The sequence below is a fragment of the Acidovorax sp. KPB24-07 genome (assembly GCF_057543315.1).
On sequence record NZ_BAAJYS010000205.1, the window covers coordinates 1 to 6674 of the forward strand.

The window sequence follows — 6674 nt, forward strand, 5'->3', positions numbered from 1 at the left end:
GGCCCTCCGACGTGGCCGATGCGCTGGTGGCCCTGGAGCGCGTGCGTTCGCGCGAGCGGCGCGAGATGGAGCGGGAACGGCTGACCGGCGCGGGCGAAGGCTTCGATCTGCTGGCCGCGGGGCTGGAACTGGTCTGGACGCTGGTGCGGCGCTGAGGCCGCACCGGCGGCCCGGCGCCCGCTGCGGCAGGGGTCAGCGCCGGCGGTTCAGCAGCGCGTAGAGGCCGATGGCGCCGAAGGTGGCGGTGCCGATGCCGCCCAGCGCGAAGTCGCCGAATTTCAGCGTGAAGTCCCCCGTGCCGATGATGAGCGTGATGGCCGCCACGATGAGGTTCTTGTTGTCCGAGAAGTCCACCCGGTTGTCCACCCAGATCTTGGCGCCGGCCACGGCGATGAGGCCGAACACGACGATGGAGACGCCGCCCATCACCGGCAGCGGAATCGCCTGGATCAGCGCGCCGAACTTCGGGCTGAAGCCCAGCAGCAGCGCGATCAGCCCCGCCACCAGGAACACGGCGGTGGAGTAGATCTTGGTGGCGGCCATCACGCCGATGTTCTCGGCATAGGTGGTCACGCCCGTGCCGCCCGCGCTGCCGCTCACCATGGTGGCGATGCCGTCGCCGATGAAGGCGCGGCCCATGTAGCGGTCCAGGTTCTGGCCCGTCATGGCCGTCACGGCCTTGATGTGGCCCAGGTTCTCGGCCACCAGGATGACGGCCACGGGCGCGATCAGCAGCATGGCCGGGCCGCTGAACACCGGCGCCGTGAATTGCGGCAGGCCCAGCCAGGGGGCGGAGGCCAGGGCCGACAGGTCGATCGGCTTGCCCCAGCCCAGCAGGTTGGTGAACACGGCATAGACCCCGCTGGCGGCGATCAGCCCCAGCAGGATCAGCAGGCGCTGCGCCATGCCCCGCGTGAGCACGGCCACCAGGCCCACGCACACGAAGGTGACCGCCTGCATCCAGCTCTCGAAGTTGTTGGCCGCCATGTTCTTGATGGGAATGCCGGCCAGGTTCAGCCCGATCACCGCCACCACCGCACCGGTCACCACGGGGGGCATGAAACGCTCGATCCAGCCGGTGCCGATGGCCTGCACCAGCGCGCCGATCAGGGTGTAGACCAGGCCGCACGCGACGATGCCGCCCAGCGCCACGGCCATGTTGGCGTTGGGGCCCTGGCCGGCGTAGCCCGATGCGGCCACGACCACGCCGATGAAGGCGAAGCTGGAGCCCAGGTAGCTCGGTACCCGCCCGCCGGTGATGAGAAAGAAGATCAGCGTGCCCAGCCCGCTCATCAGGATGGCCACGTTGGGATCGAACCCCATCAGGATGGGCGCGAGCACCGTGGCGCCGAACATCGCGATCACGTGCTGCACGCCCATCACGGCCGTCTGCCCCCAGGGCAGGCGTTCGTCGGGGGCGACGACGGCGCCCTGGGCGGCGGTGGTCACCCGCCAGCGGGGAAAGTAGGGGGAAGTCACGGGAAGGTCTCCTGAAAGGGTATGGGCACCGCGGCGTGCGGGTGCCATCTGGATGGGGGAACGGCCGGTGGCGCGTGGGCGAGTTTAGGGTCAATGCCCGCCCGTTCCGCCGAGGACCGGGTACCGCGTTTCGGCCCCTGGGCCCACAGCCACGTAGGACAGAGCCGACCTGCCGCAGCCGGCCCCTGCGATAACGTAGCCCTTCGGTACCGCAGCACCGTCCCGCCCCCCCCGCCTGGGCTCTTCATACCCTCTCGAACCTTTCTGACGCACATGCCGCGCCACCGCTTCCGCTGGATTGCCCTGGGCGCCACTGCCGTGGCGATGGCGTGCGCGGGCGCCCTGGCGATCTGGTGGCCGTCCGAGGCCGAGCTGGCCCGCCGCGCGGGCGATGCCGCGACCGAGCGGCTGGGCGTGCCGGTCAAGGTCGGCCAGTTGCACTGGTCTCTGTTTCCTTCGCCGCGCGTGGAGCTGCGCGACGTGCGCACCGAACAGGAAGCCCCCTTGAGCGCCGAGCGCCTGTCGGCCGGCGTGCGCTGGGGCGACCTGCTGCACCGGCGCCTGGCGCTGACCGACCTGCAGCTGGAGAACGCCACCATTCCCCAGGCCTCGCTCTCGGAGTTCCAGGTGCGGCCCACCGATGGCGACGCCGGGTCTTCCCTGCCGTTCACCCTGGCCCCCGTCCCGGTGGAGCGGGCCGACTGGCAGGGCGTGCGCTGGATCGGCCGCAACGGCCGCACGCTCGTCTATGCCGGCAGCGCCGAATTCGACACCGCATGGCGGCCCCGCCAGGCCTGGCTGGAGCGCACCGGTGCACCCGTGCCCACGCGCATGGCCCTCGCACGCGAGGGCACCGAGGACCGCTGGCGGGCCGACGTGTCCGCCGGCGGGCGCACCGAGCAGGGCACCCTGCGCCTGCAGGAGATCAACGGCCGCTACCGCGTCACGGGTGCCATCGACTTCACCGGCGTCGATGTGGAGGGCGTCATGGCCGCCTTCGAGCGCCGCGCCGTGGTGGCCGGCAAGGCCAGCGGCCACACCGACCTGATCGCCGAAGGCGCCGACCCGGCCGAGGCGGTGCAGGCCCTGCACACCCGCACCCGTTTCACCGTGGCTCGCGCCCGCCTGCTCACCTTCGACCTGGAGCGGGCCGTGAAGACCGTGGGCACCCAGCGCGGCGGCACCACGCAGCTCGACAGCCTGGAAGGCGTGGTGCGCACCGAGGCGGACCGCGGCGGCACCATCGTGCGCTACAGCGACCTCAAGGCGACCTCCGGCGTGCTCACGGCCACGGGCGACGCGGTGCTGCAGAACCGGCGGGTGAGCGGCCACGTGGCCGTGGACCTGGTGGATGGCGTGGTGGGCATTCCACTCGAATTCGGCGGCACCATGGACGACACCACGCTGACCCTTCCGCCGGCCGCGCTGGCCGGGGCGGCCGTGGGCACGGCCGTGGCGCCGGGCGTCGGCACGGCCATCGGCGCCCGCATCGGTGAGACCCTGCGCCGCATCTTCGGTGGCGACGAACCGGAGGTGCCGCCCCCCAAACGCCCGGCTGCGCGCCACTGAGCGCGCCCGGAACCCCGCCACCAGGGCTGGATCTTCTTTTTCGGTGCGGCATGGATAACCCCATTGAAAATGCCGGTCACCGCAATAAATACTAGGGCATATCGCTATGAATTCAGGAGCAAAACAGCAAAAAGGAGCTTTCGTATGACGGGTCGCAATCCGGCCCCGCCGGGTGTTGGGCGGGTCGCTTTCGATCGATAGGAAACCGTGCCATGTCCAGCGGCATCCCCACCCACCCCCCTTCGTTCCTCGCCTCCGGCGGCGAGATGGCGCAGCGCATCGCCCGCCATGACTGGGCCGCCACGCCCCTCGGCCCCCTGGCCGCCTGGCCGGCCCCCATGCAATGGGCCATCTCCACCATGCTGCACGCCGCCGTGCCCATGGCCACGCTGTGGGGCGAGTCCGGCGTGCTGCTCTACAACGACGCCTATGCGGCCTTCTCGGGCCAGCGCCATCCGCAGCTCCTGGGCTGCAACATCGGCGATGCCTGGCCCGAGGCGGAGCAGTTCAACCGCCACGTCGTGAAGACCGTCCTGGCCGGCGGCACCCTGAGCTACCGCGACCAGCCCTTCGTACTGAACCTCAACGGGCGTGCCGAGCCGGTGTGGATCAACCTCGACTACTCGCCGTTGCTCGACGGGAGCGGACGCCCCGCGGGCGTGCTCGCGCTGGTGGTGGACACCACCGCCAAGGTCCAGGCCGAGCGCCAGCTCAAGGGCGAGCGCGAACGCTTCGCCCATCTGTTCGAGCAGTCGCCCAGCTTCATGGCCATGCTGGAGGGCCCCGAGCACCGCATCGTGCTGGCCAACCCCGGTTACCTGCGGCTCGTGGGTGATCGGCCGCTGCTGGGCCTGACCGTGGCGCAGGCGCTTCCGGATGCGACCACGCAGGGCTACGTCGAGCTGCTGGACCGGGTCTATGGCAGCGGAGAAGCCCTGACGGCGCATGCCGCCCGCTACGTCCGCCAGGCCGAGCAGGGCGGGCCGGAGCACGAGCTGTACGTGGACTTCGTCTTCCAGCCGATCCGCGATGCCGCTGGCGCGGTGACCGGCATTTTCGTGGAGGGCGTGGACATCACCGAGCGCATGGCGGCCGAGGCGCGGCGCGAGGCGCTGGCACGGTTTTCCGACCAGCTGCGGTCGCTGGACAGCGTGGACGCCGTCTGCCTGGCCGCGGCCGAAACCCTGGGCCGCACCCTGAAGGTCAGCCGCGCGGGCTATGGCGCGGTGGATGCCGCCGCGCAGGCCGTGCATGTGCACCACGACTGGATGGCGCCCGGCTGCGATCCGCTCGCGCCGGTGCTGCACCTGCCCGATTTCGGCGGCTTCCTGGACGACCTGGCGCGCGACGAATCCGTGTGCGTGGCCGACGTGCGCGGCGACGCCCGCACCCGCGATCGGGCCCCGGCGCTGGAGGGCCTGTGCGCCCGCGCCTTCATGAACATGCCGGTGGTGGAGCACGGCCAGCTGGTGGCCATGCTGTTCGCCCACCACGAGCACGTGCGCGAGTGGACGGGCGAGGAGATCGCCTTCATGCGCGAGGTGGCCGCCCGCACGCGCACCGCCGCCGAGCGCGCACGCACCGAGGCCCAGTTGCGCGAGGTCAACGAGTCGCTGGAGCAGGCGGTGGCACAGCGCACGCACGAGCTGATGGAGGTCGAGGCCAAGTACCGCCAGGCGCAGAAGATGGAGGCCATCGGCCAGCTGACCGGCGGCATCGCGCACGACTTCAACAACCTGCTGGGCGCCATGAGCGCCAGCCTGCAGGTGCTGGAAAAGCGCATCGCGCTGCAGAAGTTCGACAACGCCGAGCGCTACATCGGCATGGCGCAGGCCTCGGTGCGCCGCGCCGCGTCCCTCACCCAGCGCCTGCTGGCCTTCTCGCGCCGCCAGACGCTGGATCCCAAGCCGGTGGACGTCAACCGGCTCATCGGCAGCATCGAGGAGATGGTGCGCCGCACGGTGGGCCCGGGCGTGGAGGTGGAGGTCGTCGGCGCGGGGGGGCTGTGGCTCACCCGGGTCGATCCGTCGCAGCTGGAGAACGCGGTGCTCAACCTGTGCATCAACGCGCGCGACGCCATGTCGCCCCACGGCGGGCGGCTGACCATCGAGACCGCCAACAAGTGGCTGGACGACCGCGCCGCCACCGAACGCGAGCTGGCGCCGGGCCAGTACATCTCGGTGTGCGTGACCGATACCGGCGCAGGCATGGCGCCCGACGTGGCCGCGCGCGCGTTCGACCCCTTCTTCACCACCAAGCCCATGGGGCAGGGCACGGGCCTGGGCCTGTCGATGGTGTACGGCTTCGTGCGCCAGTCGGGCGGGCAGGTGCGCATCTATTCGGTGCCCGGCGAGGGCACCACCATGTGCCTGTACCTGCCGCGCTACCTGGGCGACGCCGATGCCGAGGTGCCCGAGCTGCCGGCCATCGACGGCCACCGCGGCGAGGGCGAGGTGGTGCTGGTCATCGAGGACGAGTCCATCATCCGCGGGCTCATCGCCGAAGAACTGGAAAACCTGGGCTATCGGGTCGTCTCGGTGGGCGACGGACCGGCCGGCCTGCACGTGCTGCAGTCCGGGCGCCGCGTGGACCTGCTGCTCACCGACGTGGGGCTGCCCGGCGGCCTGAACGGCCGCCAGGTGGCCGATGCCGCCCGGGTGACGCGCCCCGGCCTCAAGGTGCTGTTCATCACCGGCTATGCCGAGAATGCGGCCGTGGGCAACGGCCTGCTGGAATACGGCATGGAGGTGATCACCAAGCCCTTCGACGTGGGCGCGCTGGCCGCCAAGGTGCGGGAGATGATTGAGCGCTGAACGGCCCGCGCCCCGCGCGCTCTTGTTTCAGGGGCGGACCCGCTGGGTGGCGTGCGTAAAGAACGTGTTGCCGCCCGAGGTCTTGAACTCGCTGAACTCGCGCGACGGCGCCCCCGAGCCGGCGGTGCGCCAGCCGAAGAGGCCGGTCGGGCTGGGGTCGGGCGCAAGGCCCTCCGTCGCCACCTCGAGCGCTGCGTTGTAGAAGGCCGTGTACTGGGTGTTCCAGCGCAGGTTGGTGGCGTCGTTGACGAGTGCCAGCACCCCGTTGATCACCTTCTCCTGGCCGCCGCCCAGCCGGGGATACTGGTCGAATCCCTTGAACTGCACGCCATGGGCGCTGGCGCGCACGATGTCCGTCAGGCTGCGCGCATTGGGAGCGCCGAAGTCCTGCGGCTTGCCCGAAGCGAGCCGGTTGTGGAGCACGCGCCGCATCATGCGCATGCCCTGCTTGGCGTCCTCGATGTCCTTCACGCCGGTGTCGCGCCACGTCTGTGGCGCCGGGGCCTCGGCCAAAAACAGGCGCATCAGCATGCCTGCCTCGGAGGCGGCATCGGGCAGCGACACCGGCTTTCGGATCGTGATGCTGACCAGCGGCGGGGTGATCGTCAGCAGCGGCGCGCCCGCGCCCTGCTGCACCTGGATGGCCAGCTTGGCATTGCCCTCGCGCAGGGCCGTGACCACGAAGGCCCACGAGTCGGCGCGGCTGTTGTGGGTGCTGCTCACCTCCAGCAGGTTCGGGATGTCGCTCACGGCGACGAGCTTCTGGCGCTTGTCGATGGCCTCGAGCTTGACGCGCAGCTTGTTGCCCACCAC

General features: G+C 70.8%; 4 protein-coding genes. 2 read left to right on the forward strand and 2 right to left on the reverse strand.

The features are described from left to right. Positions 1 to 192: 192 nt before the first annotated feature. Positions 193 to 1479: a solute carrier family 23 protein gene (locus tag AC27IQ_RS17140; protein WP_487090177.1), complete on the reverse strand. Its 1287-nt coding sequence runs from the start codon at positions 1477 to 1479 to the stop codon at positions 193 to 195. Positions 1480 to 1752: 273 nt separating this feature from the next. Here AC27IQ_RS17140 and AC27IQ_RS17145 point away from each other — a divergent pair, with 273 nt between their 5' ends. Then, positions 1753 to 3048, forward strand: a complete 1296-nt coding sequence (locus AC27IQ_RS17145; RefSeq protein WP_284430436.1) for an AsmA family protein — start codon at positions 1753 to 1755, stop codon at positions 3046 to 3048. A gap of 212 nt (positions 3049 to 3260) precedes the next feature. Beyond that, positions 3261 to 5861: an ATP-binding protein gene (locus tag AC27IQ_RS17150; RefSeq protein ID WP_487090178.1), complete on the forward strand. Its 2601-nt coding sequence runs from the start codon at positions 3261 to 3263 to the stop codon at positions 5859 to 5861. A 27-nt stretch (positions 5862 to 5888) separates the two neighbouring features. Here AC27IQ_RS17150 and AC27IQ_RS17155 read toward each other — a convergent pair. Next, the coding region (locus AC27IQ_RS17155; RefSeq protein ID WP_487090179.1) for a hypothetical protein at positions 5889 to 6674 on the reverse strand (786 nt) is incomplete at its 5' end.

Excerpts from the sequence above, each read along its gene's own strand:
- AC27IQ_RS17145 (WP_284430436.1), top strand. The coding sequence starts at position 1,753 with ATGCCGCGCCACCGCTTCCGCTGGATTGCCCTGGGCGCCACTGCCGTG.
- AC27IQ_RS17150 (WP_487090178.1), top strand. The coding sequence starts at position 3,261 with ATGTCCAGCGGCATCCCCACCCACCCCCCTTCGTTCCTCGCCTCCGGC.